Below are 17,350 nucleotides of genomic sequence, written 5' to 3'. Positions count from 1 at the left end.
ACTTTAATAGGAGATTATATTGAAAAGGATCTGTTTTTTAATGATATTTTTTGTTTCTCAAGCAATCAGTTCTGTATTTAGTTTTGAAGATGTCCAAAAACTTAGACAACATTTTTTTGCCAATATTCAATCTAATGGAGCAATAGTAGCCGCACCTTCAAAACAAAATCCAGATTACTATTATGACTGGATTCGCGACTCGGCAATTGCAATGGCATTGATTGAGACATGGTATGAATCCACGCATGCGTTTGGATATAAAGAACGCTTATTTAATTACATTTCTTGGAGTCAAAAGCTTCAGCATCAATATGATCCATCACCTGGGCAAGATATATTGGGAGAACCCAAATTTTATATTAATGGTTATCCTTTTGATGGACCTTGGGGCAGACCACAAAATGATGGCCCAGCCTTGAGAGCTTCTGTTCTAATTCGATTTGCGCAACAATTACTGGATGATGATGAAGCAGAATATGTACAGGCCAATCTTTATAATAGCAATTTAGATCCAAATTCAATGGGCGTTATTAAAATGGATTTGGAATATACAGCCCATCACTGGTCTGATAAAAATTATGATCTTTGGGAAGAGGTGTATGGATATCATTTCTTTACTGCTATGGCTCAGCAAAAAGCACTTTATGAAGGCGCAGCCCTTGCTCGTCGGCTCAACGATAATGAAGCGGCAGTTTATTATGAACAACAAGCAAAACTGATAGACACACGCCTCATGGAGCATTTGGATCCAGTGCATAAAACAATTCAAGCAACGCTTTTGCCCCATCCCGGTCCACAAAAAACCTTAGAGCTTGATTCATCTATAATTTTAGGCATTTTATTTAATCTCCAAAAAGATGGTGTTTTAACTCCAGGTAGCCTCTACGTCCAAAATACAGTAGATGCTTTGTATGAACAGTTTAATTCAATGTTCCCAATTAATAACAATCATTCAGGTGAAATTTTATTCGGTCGCTATCCCGGGGATACCTACGATGGATATCAAACTAATGGTATAGGTAATCCTTGGTTTATTTTAACTGCAACTATGGCTGAGTATTACTACACACTTGCTGATAATTTACCTTTAACCAAGGGAAATCAATCAACAATAGCGAAACACATCCAAGTTGGTGATAATTATCTGAAGCTTATAAAAAAATATGGCAAAGACATGAAATTAAGCGAGCAAATTAATTTAAATACTGGGGTCCAACAAGGAGCACCTTCGCTAACCTGGAGTTATGTAGCTGTTTTACGTGCGATTGAGTTAAGAGATAAACTAACCAACAAATTAAAATAATCTTCAATGAGTTCCCGACTAGCCAACGGTTTTTGCAAAACCAATGGCTAGTTTTTTTTATTCTCTTCTAGGTAGAGGCCAAATAAGTCGGTTCTTTTTTACCAACATCCTCGGTCGGCAGTACCTCTTCACGCCCTAATAAACGCAGTGGCTTACCTGACAGAATGTAATTCTCAATTTGTTCAAGACTAATACCTTTTGTCTCAGGCATATAAAAATAAGTATACATAAGGCCTAAAAGACAAATCACCGCATACAAAGCAAAAGTATATTCAATACCCATCGTTTTTTCTAAGAGAGGAAAACTAAAAATGACGATTGTATTAAAAGTCCAGTTACTCATGGCAGAGAAACCCATTCCTGCGCCACGCACGTGCAGAGGAAATATTTCTGCCATTGCAATATGCGGTATCGGTCCGACACTCACAGCAAAAGAAAAAATATAAAGAATGAGACAAGCAACTGACAAATAAGGAAGCCAAATGACTTGATATACTGAAAACATACATAAGGACAACAAACTGAAACACATGCCAGAAAAACCAAATAAGAGGAGTTTACGCCGACCTATTTTATCCACACTAAGCATGGCAATAACCGTTACCAGTAAATTAACGAGACCAATGCCAATGGTTGCTAATATTTGTCCGGTAGTACTATTCATACCCAAATTTTTAAAAATTTCAGGTGCAAAATAGATGACTACATTAATTCCGCTCAATTGTTGTAAACAAAATAGCATTGTACCTAAGATCAAAACAGGTAATAAAGGACTCTTAAACAACAACAGCCAGCTTCCCTTTATAGGTTCATTAGCCAATGTCATTTCGATATCCATCAACTCATGCTCGATTGAATGACTTTTACGTAGTTTTTTTAAAGCATTTGATGCAGCATCACGACGTCCTACACTGCACAACCATCGAGGAGACTCTGGCATGAGTAAAATTCCGATGCATAAAACCAGAGCCGGGAACGCACTTGAAGCAAACATGGCACGCCAATCATTGTTCTCCAGGAACAGGTAATTGACTGAATAAGAGCAGACGATTCCTACAGTCATTGCCAATTGATAAATTGCAACCACTGCACCTCTTTTCTCATAAGTTGCTGTTTCTGCCAAATATAAGGGAGCCATTACTGAAGCCATACCAATTGCCAGTCCAAGCACTAATCGTGAAATAATGAGTATGGTAATTGAATCGGCAAATCCAGCACCTAATGCTCCTAAAAAAAACAACACTCCTGAGAAAGACAGTAATGTGCGACGACCAAAACGTTTTACTCCTTTTGATGCAGTAATCGCACCAATCAACATCGATCCGAACAATGCACCAAAGGGCAACGCTGAAGCCATTACACCAACATGAGTGGCAGTTAAGTCAAAATGATTTTTGACCAACTCTATAGAGCCCGCAATGATTCCCTCATCATAACCAAACAAAAAACCAGCGACCGAACCGATAACTGCAACAATCCATGTCATATCTAACTCCTTGATTGACAATCTAAAATTTTTGGATAAAAAACATTAGAACTAACCGGAAAATCATCAGGCTAATTTCTATCTACCCCCATCCTCTGACACTCTGACGCGCAGCAAGAGATAAATCCGTAATTAATGCCCAATCACCTTTTTTAATCGCCTCTTCAGGTACTACCCAGGAACCACCAACACACGAAACATTAGGCAATGCCAGATAATCAGAAAAATTCGCCCCATTAATTCCTCCTGTTGGACAAAATTTAGCTTGCGGAAAAGGACCATGCATCGCCCGTAACATATTGGGTCCGCCCGCTGCAGTTGCAGGGAAAAATTTAAAATGGGTATACCCCAAAATTAATCCTTCCATTAATTCAGATACACTTGATACTCCGGGGATTAATGGAATGCTTGAAGTACATCCAGCGGTTAACAGGGCTTGTGTTTTTCCAGGACTCAATGCAAATTTTGCACCGATGTCTGCAACCTGTTTTAATTGCTCTGGGGTGGTTACTGTGCCCACCCCAATGAGAGCCTCAGGGAAAGTTTCTATAAGTAACTTAACGGCTTCTAAAGCAATTGGCGTTCTAAGTGTAACTTCGAGTATATGGATACCACCTGCAAATAACGCTGTAGCTAAAGGTAGAGCATGCTCTATTTCTTTAATTACGACAACTGGAATTACTGGTGATGTAGAAAACACAATTTCCGGCCGCACCATCCAATTTGGGAACGACATAAAGCTCTCCTTGTAGTCGACCATAGCCTAGATGAAGTAAGTGTAATCTGGGATCAAAAATAGGACTTTATCCGATTATGCTCATTTTTATCTAGGCCACGATTGTTTTAAATGAACTGCAGCCCCTAATATCCCTGGCTGCTCGGCAGTAATCACATAAGTCGGGATTTTCGCATTGAAATCGCTAAAACGACCTTTCTCTTCAAAACGAGCTCTGAAATCACTACCATGCAACAATGAAATTAATCGTGGCACAATGCCACCAGCGATATAAATACCACCAAAGGCTGCAAAAATTAATGCCAAGTCTCCAGCAAAAGACCCCAGAATTGCGAAAAATTGCGCTATTGTCGCTTCTGCAATAGTACATTGTTGTGCTAAAGCCAAAGCAATAATTTCTGAAGCAGGAACATGGCCTCTCTCTTTTTGATGCAAAGCAGCCAGTGCTTGATATAAATTTTCCAAACCATGGCCAGATAATAAGCGCTCATAGGATACATGCTCATATGTTCGCTTGAGATAACGATAAATAAACCATTCTTGCTCTGTTTTTGCACCCCAACTCATGTGACCGCCCTCTCCGGCATGAGCAGAGTATCCTCCCTGAGTTGACAAAAGGAAGGCAACGCCTAATCCTGTTCCAGCTCCCAACACAGCTCTAGTCCCATTTTGATTTGCAACTCCCCTTCCTATCTGAAGTATTTGCTGATTCGATAAAACAGGTAAACTCATTGCAATAGCATTAAAGTCATTCAAAACCTTAAGCTCTGTCAGCCCTAATTTTTGTTTTGATTCACTGATAGAAAAACGCCAATGTGCATTGGTCATACAAATCACATCATCAAGCACTGGACAAGCAATAGCGATAGCGGCTTGCTTTATTTCTTCCAATGCATGTTGTGTCTTATAGGCTAAAAATACTGATTCAAAACTGGGATATGCAGCGCAGGAATAAATTTCAATTTTATCCATGACCAAGTTTTCTAAATTGACACGACTAAAACGCGCAAAAGTCCCACCAATATCCGCAACGATCGCATAAGACTTTAAATCATCACTCATAACAAGACTCTTTTCCATGAAACAAACTACATGCTCCCTGCTCAGCCCCTGTGAATTGCGACCTTAAACTTCCGAATAACTCTCTGCCCATGCCCAGATGAGCCCCCAAATCAGCTAAAACAGCTTTAGGTCTTAATCCCAACTCATAATCGGTAACTAATAATTGCAGCATTCCTTGTTCGGCATCAATTAAAATCATATCTCCAGTTTCAATGCGAGAAAGTACTTCATTATCTATTGCCTCTGGTGTGACATGAATCGCCGCAGGAACTTTACCTGATGCTCCAGACATCCGACCATCAGTGACTAAAGCAACTTGATACCCTTTATCCATAAGCACCCCAAGTTTGGGTGTTAATTGATGTAATTCGGGCATTCCGCACGCTTTAGGTCCCTGAAAGCGCACTACCACCACGCAATCTTTATCTAAAACGCCTTCTTGAAACATCTGTTCAAATTCCTCCTGACTGGAACACACCACGGCTGGCGCTTCAATTTTACTTTTTCCAGCAGCAAGTCCTGAGGTTTTAATTACAGCACGTCCTATATTTCCACTTAATACTTGCAAGCCCCCTTGAGCTTTAAATGGAGTTTGGGCGGAAGTTAATACGCTCTCATCATTTGAAATAGAAGGACCAGAAACCCATAATAATTGCTCATTATCCAATACGGGCTGTTGTGTATATCGCTGCAAACCATGCCCCATCACTGTTTGAACATCTTCATGCAGCAACTTTGCATCCAGTAAAGTATGGATAAAATACGCCATGCCGCCAGCTCGTTGAAAATGATTGATGTCTGCATAGCCATTCGGATAAATCTTGGCAATCAAAGGTGTAACGGCTGACAGTTGAGCAAAATCATCCCAGTTGATCGAATAGCCTGCCATAGCCGCTATAGCAACCAGATGCATCGTGTGATTCGTGGAACCACCTGATGCCAATAATGCAACAATGCCATTAACAATATTTTTTACATCCATTAATTGACCTATCGGCGTATAATGACCATTTAAATCCGTTAAAGAAAGAATTTGTTGCGCAGCAGTCCAAGTGAGTGCATCACGTAAAGGCGTACCAGGATTGATAAATGATGAGCCAGGAAGTTGCAGCCCCATCGTTTCAATAATCAGTTGATTGGAGTTAGCAGTGCCATAAAAAGTACATGTGCCTGCAGAATGATATGACGCTGCTTCTGCCTCAAGCAATGCATTTTTATCTGCCTTTCCCTCTGCATACAATTGACGAATACGTGCTTTTTCCTGATTTGAAATACCCGACGGCATGGGACCTGCTGGTATAAAAATAAAAGGTAAATGACCAAAGCTCAAAGCCGCCATCAGCAATCCAGGAACAATTTTATCGCAAATACCGAGCATAAGGGCGCCATCAAACATATTGTGCGACAAACCTATCGCTGTTGACATGGCAATTACATCTCGGCTTAATAAACTTAATTCCATCCCAATCTGGCCTTGGGTAATTCCATCACACATTGCCGGAACACCCGCTGCAAATTGTGCTACCCCTCCCGCAGCAGAAATAGCTTTTTTGATTAACGGGGGATAACTCAGATAAGGTTGATGCGCTGAAAGCATGTCATTATAAGCAGAAACAATTGCTATATTTGCTTTAGTCATGCCTCTCAGATTTGCTTTGTCCTGCTTTGCACAGGCAGCAAAGCCATGTGCTAAATTTCCACAGTGAAGCACGCTTCGCTGAGGACCTTTAATTCGCGATTGCTCTATATGCTTCAGATAAAGATCTCTACTACGGATACTCCGTTCACGGATGTTATCCGTAACTTGAGCTACAACCGGGTGCATTATTTTTCCTTAAGGTGCATACAACACCTGAACATTTGCATCAACGTTATTTAAAAAAGCACTCACAGGCATCACCATAGAATCATGCTCTGCCATCGCTTGATGCAATACAGTCAATTTTTTCTGACCTAGTAAATGCAAAAAGATAACGCGACTATCTAATAATCTTTTTTTCGATAAACTTATTCGTTGATGAGGTGCTGTCTTTGGACTAATTCGAAGAACTGCTGCGGCATTATCATCCAACCCCATACTGAGTTCATCAGCGCAAGGAAACAAAGATGCAATATGCCCATCCTCTCCCATCCCTAAAACTACCGCATCAAAAGTAGGTAAAGAAGCAATCATGTGCTCTGTTTGTTCTAGAGAATCACTCTCGTTGTATAAACTCAAAAAATGAGCTTTAGCTGCATGGTGTTGCAGTAAAAAATGTCGGACTAACCGTTCATTTCGATCCAGGTCATGGGCAGGAACACAACGCTCATCGGTCAGTGTGATGGTAATTTTATCCCAGGGAAGCTCAGCTTTGGCTAGAGCCTTGAATAAATCAATTGGAGTTTTTCCACCCGAAACCACTAAATAAGCGTGACCGCGTTGCTCCACTGCATTACAAAGAATCCGTTTTAACTGCTCAACCAAATCATCGGTTAAGATAGAAGCTTCACTAAAACTATGTAACAGCATTTTGATCACCCCATACATGCGCCTTGCCATTGTATAAACGAATTACCTCCAAAGGCCCCCAAGTACCTGCTGGATAAGTGTAGAGAGGGGTCTCTTGTTTTTCCCACGCTTGCTTAATTTCATCAATCCATTTCCAAGCTTGCTCTACTTCTTCACGACTTACAAACAGATATTGGTGGCCTAACATTACTTCCAACAATAAGCGTTCATAAGCATCGGCAATTCTTTGTGAGTTAAAGAGATGGTTAAAATTTAAATCCAGCTTACTGTCTCGCAGTTGCATGCTTTCACTAAGACCAGGAATTTTATTCATCATTCGTAGTTCTACACCTTCATCGGGTTGCAAACGGATGATGAGCTGATTAGGAGACAGTTCCTGTTTTAATTGTTTAAAAACATTATAAGGTTGCGGCTTAAAGTAAATCACTACTTCACTTTGTTTTTTCGATAATCTTTTACCTGTTAATAAATAAAAAGGAACCCCAGACCAGCGCCAATTGTCTATGTATGCTTTAATTGCAACAAACGTTTCAGTAGTCGACCCTTTATTGGCTCCTTCTTCATTTAAATACCCAGGTATCTGTTGACCTTTAATCACATTTCCCACATATTGCGCTCGCACAGTATGTTCATGAGCATGAGCATCAGAAATAGGCCGTAATGACTTTAATACCTTTAATTTTTCACTACGAATACATTCAGCAGATAGACTCATTGGTGGTTCCATGGCCAAAAGCGACAGAATTTGTAATAAATGATTTTGCAGCATGTCCCGCACTTGACCTGATTTATCATAGTATGACCACCGTCCTTCAACACCTACCTCTTCTGCAACGCTAATTTCAACCTTATCAATGGCCTGATGATCCCAGTTTGAGGAAAAAATCGCATTGGCAAAACGCAGTACTAAAAGATTCAATACAGTTTCTTTACCCAAGTAATGATCAATTCGATAAATTTGATCTTCAGCAAAAAAATGGGCAACTTCATTATTAATCGCTATAGATGAAGGTAAATCATGGCCAATTGGTTTTTCCAAAACCACTCGTGACGGTTGCTTGGTTAAACCAATACTTGAGAGGCCCTGGCATGTTTGAGCATAAAGAGAAGGAGGAATTGCAAAATAAGAAATGCTAATCCGCTCATCAGGACTCACATAATCTGCTATTTTTGCATAGTCTTCAGGTTGTGTCAGATCAATCGGGCAATAGGCCATTCTATTAATGAGACGTGACCAAACCTGCTCATCCGACCCTTCACCGATAAAAGCCTGTACTTTAGATTTTATTAACCCCGTATAGTCTGCTAATGTGAATGGATCCCGCGCGCAACCAATAATGCGGGTATTGGCATGAAGCAAATTGGCGCGTTCGAGCTGATAGAGGGCAGGAAATAATTTACGGCAAGACAGATCCCCCAAAGCACCAAATATAATTAAATCACAAGGATATTTGACAGCAACTTCTTCGATCATGTTTATCCCAAACAATCATCTTTTGATGGCTCAATACTAAATTGAAAGATTGTGCAGATCAACCCAAATCAAGATTATCCTTGAAAAAGGAGTTGCAATTTGAATGAAAAAGTTTAATGTGCTGAATGTTTTAGGACAATCATTGCAAAACCTCATTTTTATGCTATATCAAATAAATAAGATATCCGTTCGCTTCTGCCTGACTTTCATGGCTTAGCTGTGAGGCGATGACTTAGAGGAATAATTGGATGTATTTTACCTTAACCTAAATCATTATTAGGAGAAGCCAATGCTTAATAAGAGATTTTCTGAAAGACTAAATAAAGAGCTTGATAATATTGGTGCACCCGAATCAAGTGCAGAACGTATTGAGGTACTATCGAAGCTGGTAAAGATTCCAAAGTTCAAAGCAGAAGCATTGCTTAACGGTGCCACAAGCCCAGATGAAAAACTACTCAATGCATTAGCAGAAGAATTTGAGGTAAGTGCTGATTGGTTAGTCGGCAAGAGTGACTCATCCCACTAATATATTCATTTACAGCTTTATGGTCGCATAAAACATATATCATCTCTAATTAAAGCCTTGTGCTTATAATTTTTGGGTATTTGTATTATGCGAGCCCAATAGATACATCAACAATAGGCTCATTAACGCTTAGTAAACAAGGTGTTCGTCTTATGCAAACTCGCTTTGGAAGAAGAGATGCGTAGGTTTCATATTGCTAACCTCTAATTCTCGCAGATTCTACTTTTTTGCGCCCTAGCTGACAATTAACCATGGAACCGATCATTCGCACTAATCGGTTTTGCATGTTTCTCAATGTACTCAATAATTTTTCCAGCAATATTGATGCCGGTGGCTTTTTCCACACCCTCAAGGCCAGGTGAGGAATTAATTTCCAAAACCAAAGGTCCATGATTCGATCGAATTAAATCAACACCCGCAACTTTTAAACCCATTGTTTTAGCAGCACTGATTGCAATTGCACGCTCTTGTGGTGATAACTTTACTTTTGCTGCTTTCCCGCCTTGGTGAACATTAGCACGAAACTCACCATCTTTTGCTTGTCGTTTCACCGCGGCAACTACTTTTTCCCCGACAACAAAACAACGGATATCGACTCCGCGTGACTCCTCAATAAACTCCTGCACCAAAATATTGGCATGCATTTCTTTAAAAGCATTGATAATACTCACCGCTGATTGATGACTATCGGCGAGAATAACTCCTTTTCCCTGGGTTCCTTCCAATAATTTAATAACTAATGGTGCACCACCAACCATACGAACCAGGTCCTCAGTATCATCAGGTGATTGAGCAAAGCTCGTTAATGGCATAGGAATACCTTTACGGGCTAATAACTGTAATGAACGGAATTTGTCCCGAGAACGCGCGATGGCTAAAGATTCATTTAACGTGTACATACCCATAGTTTCCATATGGCGCAAAACGGCAGTACCATAATAGGTATTCGATGCACCAATTCTTGGAATTACTGCATCAAAATGAGGCAAGGGTGACCCGCCTCTATAATGAACTTTAGGGCAGGAAGCGGCGACATTCATGTAACAATATAAAGGGTTAATAATCCTAATCTCATGACCAGCAGCTTCTCCCTCTGCTTTCAGACGCTTGTGTGAGTACAAATGTGGATTAGTAGCCAATATTGCAATTTTCATGAAAAACGCTTTCCTCAATTTTTTTATTATTCTAGAAATGTCGAGCCTTCTTAAATGCTTCATTTACAGCTGGCTCGTATAAATAAAGCCTAGTCCAAAAATGAAAAAATCACCTTTGACTGACAAAATATATTTTATAAAAATGTTCCTTTAAGAAACCAACAACATGTAATCCTTCGCTAATAAATCTGCGTGATGTGGCGTTGTAAAAAATGCATTGAGCTCTCCCTGAGGATTAAATAGCATCAAAGCACCACTATGCTGAATATCATAGTTTGTTGTGTCATTACTTCCCTTTTCAATTACTTTTGCATAAGCAATGCCCATTTCTCGGGTCATCAACTTAATGGATTGCTCATCTCCACGGGCCCCATAAAAATCAGGATGGAATGAAGTGACGTAATGGCCTAATTTCTCTTGATTATCACGCTCAGGATCAATTGATATCATCACGACGCGAGGCAAATTCTTTACACCTTTCTCTTCAAGAATACGATACATTTTCGATAATTCTGCCATAGTAGTTGGACAAACATAACCACAGTTTGTAAAACCAAAAAACATTAAGGTCCATTTACCTTTTAAGCTCTTATTATCAAATGGTTTTTCATCAATTCCTGTCAAATTGAACTGATTGACTTGTCTTGGATTTTCAAGATAAGTACCATGAAATCTCGACACATCAATTTTTTTCTTAAAATGAACATGTTGGCCTACAAAAATTCCTGAAAGTAATCCTGCAAGAGCCAGCAAAACAACTACAGTAAAGGTAACACTCTTAGCCTTTAAACTCATTTTACCCCCTTAGAGGAACAAACATGGAATAAGTCTCACAACCATCTGCTTTTACAAAAAAACTGGTTCATGGGACTTATTTCATACCCATTCCTTATAAATAATGATCGATCAATAAAAAAACAAACAATAACATTAAATACACTATTGAAAATCTGAATGTTTGCATGGCAACTACAGGCTTATCTGTACGATATAATTTATGCGACCAAAATAAGAATCGCCCACCAAGCGCTAAAGCGCCTATTAAATAAAAAAAGCCACTCATCCCTATAACAAAAGGCAATACACTCACTACGAGCAATAAAATGGTATATAAATAAACATTCAATTTAGTAAACGCAATCCCATGGGTCACAGGTAACATTGGAATTTGAGCATGTTGATACTCTTCGTAGCGATAAATAGCCAAAGCCCAAAAATGAGGCGGTGTCCAAATAAAGATGATTAATACCAGCAATAAAGCTTGAGGGTCCAGTTGATTAGTCACTGCAGTCCAACCAAGCAACGGAGGTGCTGCCCCAGCCAATCCGCCGATGACTATATTTTGTGACGTGGCTCTTTTTAGATAGCCTGTATAAATACCAGCATAGCCAATCAATGTAACAAACGTAAGACATGCAGTGAGTTGATTTACAAAAATCACCAAAACCGTCAGTCCAAGAGCTCCCATGATTAAAGCAAACCATAAGGCCTGCCGTACAGAAACCTGGCCACTAGCAACAGGCCTTTTTTTGGTTCTGGTCATAATGGCATCAATTCGTTTATCTACCAAATGATTAATTGCAGCGGCACTTCCTGCACAGAGGCCAATACCAAGCAAAGAAAAAAACATCAGCGACATACTAACCCAACCTGGAGTTGCCAAATACATTCCGACAACTACAGTCAATAACATGAGCAGTACAACTCGAGGTTTGCATAACTCGAGATAATCACGCCAAGTAGCTGACGAAGATTGAACTACATGCTCAGCGTGCATCATTTTGCCCCTTACGTGTAAAATGAAGTGTACTAAATAGTGTTGCTAACAATAGAGCAGCAACTCCATTATGAGCTACAGCGACACTAATTGGCAGTAAATAAATTACATTCAAAATACCTAAAGTAAACTGAACTAATATTAATAAACACAAAACTAAAGCTGCGGTTTTAAGATAATTGAAGCGGCTTCTCAATAGAATCAATAAGGCGAGCACGAGAATATAAACTGCTGTGATAATTGCACCTAATCGGTGAATAAATTGAATCGTTACTCTAACATCATGATCCAGTAAACCACCTTGATAGTTAGCACCTACAGGTGAAAATAAATTAAACCCTTGTGCAAAATGCAAATCAGGTAACCACACGCCATTACACATAGGGAAACCAATGCAAGAGATTCCTGCGTAATTTGAACTAACCCAACCGCCCAATGCAATTTGCATGAAAACGATAAGCATCCCAAGACGTAACCAAGAACGCCATTGTGATAAATCCTGCCCCTTTACTGCACTGATTTGCAATCGAAAACGGCTTAAGCAGGCAACGATCAGCATACCGCCTAAAAGATGTCCCATAACAACCACGGGTAACAGCTTTAAGGTTACGGTCCACATCCCTAAAGCGGCCTGAAAAAAAACCAATATAAGTAGTGCAACAGGCAAATGCCATGGCAAATTACTACCCTGTAATCGCTTGCGCACGACATAAAAACCTATAAAAAAAATTAACAACGCTAAAGAACCTGCAGCATAACGATGAGCCATCTCTGTCCATGCCTTTCTAGACTCGATAGGAATTTCCGGATATTGGGTTTGTGCTGCCTGCAATTTTTCCTTAGCATTGGGAAGAACCATCTGACCATAACAACCAGGCCAATCTGGGCAGCCCAAGCCTGCATCGGTCAAACGCGTATATGCGCCGAGCATAACAACGAATAAAGATAACAGCACAGCAAATGATACGACATATCGTAATAATTTATTCTGCATTAGATTAATCACTCTTGTTTTCTGTTGTATTGAGCAACAACTTCAAATCTTTGTATACATCATTGGGGTTAACCTGCGATGTATAACTGAGAATTAAATAATTACCTGGATCAGCTATAAATACTTTAGTTTCAGACGATAAAGTCCCTTTAGTACTTACCTCAGCTGCAGATAACCTTGCCACTTTAAAATCAATTTCCTTTAAATAGGATTGTTGTTCTTGTGATAAAGCAGATGCTTTATCACTGAGAAGAAGCCACTGATCCACCTGATATAATTTGCGTCCTAATGCCAGGCGAACTCGAGCAAGCATATTCAGCTGTTTCATGCACTCTTGAGCACAGGCCTCTGGACTCCAAAAGATGATGCGCCATTTCGACGTTCCGTCCAAAGCATTCAACATTACCGGTGGATTCAGTAAGGTCCCTTTATTGACCCGTGTAGCACCCAACCAGGATGGATGTTGGTAAAATAAATAAGCCGCTACGCCCGGAGCGACGAATATTACAACCAACAACACTAAAATATAATATTTACTGGCTTGTTTTTTCATTTTCTTTCTTCAGATTTAAGGCTACAAATATAATTAGTATTACCAAAGCCATAGCAAACCACTGCAATGCATAAGCTAAATGCCGCTGCGGAGGCATGGATACCGTCTCCCATTCACGCACAAATCCGTTTGTATCTTGCTTGTCGAGGCGAATAATAAACGGAGCGACTGATTTTTGCAAAACTTGACTGAACAATTGATCATCCACACGCTCCAAAATGATCATTTTATTCCCCTTTTCTTCTATAGCAGGCCCCAAAACCCATTGATTTTTGCTGGGAAAATAGGCCATCCCCTGCAATTCTATTCTTCCTTGGGGAACCTGAATGTTAGGAAGAATTCGTCGTGTCAGTTCACCAGGAACCCATCCTCTATCAATTACAATGATTGAACCATCAGACAACTGCAAGGGTGATAAGACATCATAGCCAAACTGATGCTTGTGATGCTGATTGTCCAATAAAAATACTTGCGACAAATAGTGACCTTTTAACGTAATCCGTTCATATTGTACAGGCAGTTTTTTCTTTGCAGACCAAGGAACTGGTTTTTGCTTCTCTTGTGTTTTTTGTGCAACAATCATTTTTGTTTTTTCGTCCGCACGATGAATTTGCCAAAAGCCAAGCCGAACAAATAAAGAAAAAAACAGGATTGCCAAAATCGACATCGGCCAGCTTGGGGTGAAACGAAATTTAAAACAGGTTAAACTAGGCATCATTAATTAATTGTTTAAATGTTAGTCATAATTAGACAGCAATTTCGGGAGTATAACAAATGATCACTAAAATTATCATCATCTGTGTCATGATTATCATCGCCGGATCTTTGGCAAGTGGTCTTGTCTTCCTCATTCGTGATTCAGGTAACTCCAAAAGAACGGTTAAAGCCTTAACTATAAGAATCAGTATTTCAGTGGGTTTATTTATATTTTTATTAATTGCTTTTAAACTGGGTTTAATTAAGCCTCACGGCATTTGATCGGACGGATATCATTATGCGTATAGTATTAATCAGTTTCCTGTTTTTTTGTCATTGTATCCATGCAGACACCATAAAAAACTACATGAGTATCGCTGATAATATTCCTCAGATGGAAGTTAAAGCAGACCCCCAAGCACAAGCATGGGCACGTTCTGCTCGCCATGTTTTGACAATCACATGTGAAAGTATTGCAGAAACAATGATTCAGGCAAATGAAGTTGCAAAAAACCAAGGAAATCCTATTTTTTGCTTACCACCAGGTGTACAGCTTAGTGCATTTACTCTGTGTGAATTGATTCAGCAAACTTATAAAGAAATCTCAAGCCAGCAAAGTGATAAAGACTCCATGACGGTATCTCAGGTTGCCTGGTTAGGTGCGAGTAAACACTATCCATGCCAGCAAAATACAGCAGCAAAGAATGAAATGCTTCATGTTTCTGCAGCGCTAGGGCAACCTTCGGAAGACAAACAACTGCCGACCAAACAATAGAGTTTTTATATAGATCGATCTAATCATGCAGTATGGAAGACTTTTTAATGAACGGTTATCAAGCCTAGCTATTTCATTAGACTACTTACAGCCTGATGAAATAGGCCAATGAGCTTATTATCCATATGAATTTTATTTATTTGAATTGAACGAAAATGAGCTCTTATTCCTAAAAAAATCCATTTTGCCCAATTTTAGGTGCCTCGATTAATATTCTGTTAATTTTTATTGGTTAAAATATATTCTATAATAGACGTATACAGAAGTATAACGATGAAGATTCATAGTAAACGAGGGATAGGCTTTCAAGAGATTTATACACATCAAGATACTCTTCCAAAAGATATAGAGAAACCAGCAAAGCAGCCATTTATCATCTTAACATTACCTGCTAATTCTGAGAGTATTGATTATCTAATCAAAAATTTTCCTCAATTTAATAAGTTAGGATACAAAGAAGTTAAAAAACAGACACGAGTCTTAACAATTACCAGCATTAGAAAGGTTGGCATTGTTATTAACGCGATTCGCTCAAGTCCTGATTATGCTCACAAGCGCAATGACGCTTTACTCGATCGTTTAGAGCAGCTCCAAAATGAGCTAACCATTGCAGCAAAAACGCACCATCCACCACCAAAAAGTAAAGAGTACGCACAATATCATCCAGTTCAAGCTAAAATTACAAGAGAAAAAGGTGCCCCCTCTCCTTCTCATAGTGCTCAAATAGTAAAAAAAGTTGATAAAGAAGCAAAAGAAATTTTAAAAACAGATGAATCTGGAAGACGGATTACTGAAATTGAAGCCTTCAATGGCATGTGTTATCGCCTTTTATTAAATGACCGCACCCCCAGGGTTAGAAGTGTCCATGATAGTAAAGGTAATCGAGTTGGGGTTATTTCGAGGGCCATCGATAATTTTCAATCTTTGCATGATTACTATTTAAGAGAAGGAACAAGCGTCTGCCTTAAATCGCCGCCGCAGGATGACTTAGTCAAATCAGGTATTGGCAGAATATTAGCTGCAGCCTACACTGAGGAAGAGAATGATTTGCATGGCGGTAATATCGGCTATGATCCAGTCGAACTTATATCCTACAAAATTGATCACGATCAATCGACCTGGCCAATCACATCAAAATATCAAGGTGTAAATCCAAATAAGCCTCTTTTAATGGAGGGTGAAAGAGCCTATGGCATAAGGCCTAAAGATGCTTTTCCCATAACGCAAAAGGATATTACCAATTTCCCGCATTTAAGCGATGCGAAACCACGTAATTTTCCTGATGAGACTGATAGTCACACTTTAAATCTGCACGGGATTCAGAATAATACTGATTTTATCAAGGATGCTTTTTCGATTTTTCTTAAACGAGCTTTATTCGACGAGCAAATTTATCGAGCCATTGCTAAGGAAACGATTGAGAATCCTAAACTACAAGAAGAATTGGTAGCTCACAAAACCCGGCGTAGCAAACTACTCAAAGCAGAGCTTATAAAAAACAAAAAATTTTTATATTTTCTTATCGAAAATCCTAATTTAAAAGAGCAGATAATTGATGAATTTAAAAAATATAATGCTGATTATAATGAAGATAGTCCTTTGCGCCTTGATCTTGAAGATTTAGGAAATAAATTTGATCTTCTAGTTAAAGAAACATTACATGTCGAACTTTTTAAAAACCATTATAAGCCAGATCAAGATGTAAAAGCCTATACATATAAAACGGAAGCAACCGATTCATCTTTGCGAAAGCAAAAAACCAAGAATCATCTCAAATTAGAGCTTCATCTTAACGACAGTGAAGCAGAGTTTATTTTTAATAAAATCAAGACAACATGGGAAAGTGATCCAGAAAACTCTCAAGAAAATAGTATTGAGAGGAATGCAGTTAAACCGCTTAACGAAATTTTCGCGGATATCATTAACCTTGATGGTCAAGTGGGCTGCTTAGGGGGCGAAAAACGAAAACTAGATAACGGCGATGAAATTAGATTACCCAGAGGTGTTGCCGCTATTTTTGATCTGTATAAAAAATATGAAAAGGGCGAAATTAAAACTGCGGTTGAAACATTAGAGGCGATTATTGCACAAGCAGCTATTGCAAATAGCTATCAGGGACATTCCTTGTTTAATCGCCGTCAGCCTGCAACATCTGATTTTTATAATAAGATTGTTTCTATTCAGCATAGAATACTTTCGGAAGATGTGAATAATGCAGTAATACTAAAGACACAACTATATAAATGAGTCTTATAAGTACATCTAGATCTTAATTTTACCTTTTGCTAAGATTAGGCGTGTTTTC

17 protein-coding genes are annotated in these 17,350 nt (G+C 39.1%); 5 read left to right on the top strand and 12 right to left on the bottom strand.

Annotated features, from left to right (window positions below; translation table 11 throughout):
* Positions 1–40 precede the first annotated feature (40 nt).
* Positions 41–1,303 carry a glycoside hydrolase family 15 protein gene (locus BW930_RS01915; protein ID WP_058466673.1) on the top strand — a complete coding sequence of 421 codons (1,263 nt, stop codon included), beginning with the start codon at positions 41–43 and terminating at the stop codon, positions 1,301–1,303.
* A 67-nt stretch (positions 1,304–1,370) separates the two neighbouring features.
* On the opposite strand, the gene BW930_RS01910 is transcribed toward BW930_RS01915, so the two are convergent.
* The 6 genes from BW930_RS01910 to zwf form a co-directional block, all read right to left on the bottom strand.
* Complete coding sequence (locus BW930_RS01910; RefSeq protein WP_058466674.1) at positions 1,371–2,789, bottom strand: sugar porter family MFS transporter; 1,419 nt, start codon at positions 2,787–2,789, stop codon at positions 1,371–1,373.
* Between the two features lie 82 nt (positions 2,790–2,871).
* On the bottom strand, positions 2,872–3,525 hold the full coding sequence (locus BW930_RS01905; protein ID WP_058466675.1) for a bifunctional 4-hydroxy-2-oxoglutarate aldolase/2-dehydro-3-deoxy-phosphogluconate aldolase: 654 nt from the start codon (positions 3,523–3,525) through the stop codon (positions 2,872–2,874).
* Between the two features lie 87 nt (positions 3,526–3,612).
* The gene (glk, locus tag BW930_RS01900) at positions 3,613–4,587 is read right to left on the bottom strand and encodes a glucokinase (RefSeq protein WP_172461599.1); all 975 of its coding nucleotides are present in this window, start codon (positions 4,585–4,587) and stop codon (positions 3,613–3,615) included.
* The gene (gene edd / locus BW930_RS01895) at positions 4,580–6,412 is read right to left on the bottom strand and encodes a phosphogluconate dehydratase (RefSeq protein ID WP_058466677.1); all 1,833 of its coding nucleotides are present in this window, start codon (positions 6,410–6,412) and stop codon (positions 4,580–4,582) included. Before edd ends, glk begins: the two co-directional genes overlap by 8 nt.
* 9 nt (positions 6,413–6,421) lie before the next feature.
* Positions 6,422–7,096 carry a 6-phosphogluconolactonase gene (gene pgl, locus BW930_RS01890; RefSeq protein ID WP_058466678.1) on the bottom strand — a complete coding sequence of 225 codons (675 nt, stop codon included), beginning with the start codon at positions 7,094–7,096 and terminating at the stop codon, positions 6,422–6,424.
* Positions 7,083–8,570, bottom strand: coding sequence for a glucose-6-phosphate dehydrogenase (gene zwf / locus BW930_RS01885; RefSeq protein ID WP_058466679.1), 1,488 nt, complete (start codon positions 8,568–8,570; stop codon positions 7,083–7,085). The genes pgl and zwf overlap by 14 nt, the downstream gene beginning before the upstream one ends.
* A gap of 289 nt (positions 8,571–8,859) precedes the next feature.
* Here zwf and BW930_RS01880 point away from each other — a divergent pair, with 289 nt between their 5' ends.
* Positions 8,860–9,096, top strand: a complete 237-nt coding sequence (locus tag BW930_RS01880; RefSeq protein ID WP_058466680.1) for a hypothetical protein — start codon at positions 8,860–8,862, stop codon at positions 9,094–9,096.
* A 245-nt stretch (positions 9,097–9,341) separates the two neighbouring features.
* On the opposite strand, the gene rimK is transcribed toward BW930_RS01880, so the two are convergent.
* The 6 genes from rimK to BW930_RS01850 all read right to left on the bottom strand — a co-directional run bounded on the left by rimK (position 9,342) and on the right by BW930_RS01850 (position 14,289).
* Positions 9,342–10,250: a 30S ribosomal protein S6--L-glutamate ligase gene (gene rimK / locus BW930_RS01875; protein ID WP_058466681.1), complete on the bottom strand. Its 909-nt coding sequence runs from the start codon at positions 10,248–10,250 to the stop codon at positions 9,342–9,344.
* A gap of 150 nt (positions 10,251–10,400) precedes the next feature.
* On the bottom strand, positions 10,401–11,045 hold the full coding sequence (locus BW930_RS01870; protein WP_058466682.1) for an SCO family protein: 645 nt from the start codon (positions 11,043–11,045) through the stop codon (positions 10,401–10,403).
* A gap of 94 nt (positions 11,046–11,139) precedes the next feature.
* Entirely contained in the window at positions 11,140–12,027 is an 888-nt protein-coding gene (gene cyoE / locus BW930_RS01865) for a heme o synthase (protein ID WP_058466683.1), read from the bottom strand.
* Positions 12,017–13,021: a COX15/CtaA family protein gene (locus BW930_RS01860; RefSeq protein WP_172461600.1), complete on the bottom strand. Its 1,005-nt coding sequence runs from the start codon at positions 13,019–13,021 to the stop codon at positions 12,017–12,019. Before BW930_RS01860 ends, cyoE begins: the two co-directional genes overlap by 11 nt.
* 4 nt (positions 13,022–13,025) lie before the next feature.
* Entirely contained in the window at positions 13,026–13,574 is a 549-nt protein-coding gene (locus tag BW930_RS01855; protein WP_058466685.1) for a hypothetical protein, read from the bottom strand.
* Positions 13,555–14,289, bottom strand: a complete 735-nt coding sequence (locus tag BW930_RS01850; RefSeq protein ID WP_172461626.1) for an SURF1 family protein — start codon at positions 14,287–14,289, stop codon at positions 13,555–13,557. Before BW930_RS01850 ends, BW930_RS01855 begins: the two co-directional genes overlap by 20 nt.
* 59 nt (positions 14,290–14,348) lie before the next feature.
* Here BW930_RS01850 and BW930_RS01845 point away from each other — a divergent pair, with 59 nt between their 5' ends.
* The 3 genes from BW930_RS01845 (at position 14,349) to BW930_RS01835 (ending at position 17,292) form a co-directional block, all read left to right on the top strand.
* On the top strand, positions 14,349–14,552 hold the full coding sequence (locus BW930_RS01845) for a twin transmembrane helix small protein (protein WP_058466687.1): 204 nt from the start codon (positions 14,349–14,351) through the stop codon (positions 14,550–14,552).
* Positions 14,553–14,568: 16 nt separating this feature from the next.
* Positions 14,569–15,045 (top strand): hypothetical protein, encoded by a 477-nt coding sequence (locus BW930_RS01840; protein ID WP_058466688.1) that lies wholly within the window; start codon positions 14,569–14,571, stop codon positions 15,043–15,045.
* A 228-nt stretch (positions 15,046–15,273) separates the two neighbouring features.
* The gene (locus BW930_RS01835; RefSeq protein ID WP_131756797.1) at positions 15,274–17,292 is read left to right on the top strand and encodes a hypothetical protein; all 2,019 of its coding nucleotides are present in this window, start codon (positions 15,274–15,276) and stop codon (positions 17,290–17,292) included.
* The last annotated feature ends 58 nt before the right edge of the window (positions 17,293–17,350 follow it).

This window comes from Fluoribacter gormanii, assembly GCF_900156395.1.
Taxonomy (GTDB): domain Bacteria; phylum Pseudomonadota; class Gammaproteobacteria; order Legionellales; family Legionellaceae; genus Legionella; species Legionella gormanii.
Note: the sequence above shows the minus strand (reverse complement) of the source record. Positions and strands in the feature narration are given on the sequence as shown.